The organism is Vibrio sp. 10N.261.51.A4, from assembly GCF_041471945.1.
In the GTDB taxonomy this organism is placed as follows: Bacteria; Pseudomonadota; Gammaproteobacteria; order Enterobacterales; family Vibrionaceae; genus Vibrio; species Vibrio crassostreae_C.
On record NZ_JBFRPJ010000165.1, the window covers coordinates 1 to 217 of the forward strand.

Sequence of the window (217 nt, forward strand, 5' to 3'; positions counted from 1 at the left end):
TGGAGTTGACGCCGTTTGGCAAAGAACGTGGATAAACTCAGTCCATGCTCTTCACAAAAAGCGCGTTGGGTAACACTGCTGCTTTCATATTGCTCAAACAGTGATTGCCATTCTAGGTTGGTACGTCGTTTTGCCATTTCAACTCTCCTTTGGGTTGGAGAGTTGATCTTATTCTTCGTGCTGAAGGATTAGAATGCGGTGTTCATGGCACGCTTAC

General features: G+C 45.6%; 1 protein-coding gene. It reads right to left on the bottom strand.

The annotated features are described in order from the left end of the window. The coding region (gene tnpA / locus AB4384_RS23720) for an IS66 family insertion sequence element accessory protein TnpA (protein ID WP_408063669.1) at window positions 1-137 on the bottom strand (137 nt) is incomplete at its 3' end. Window positions 138-217 lie beyond the last annotated feature (80 nt).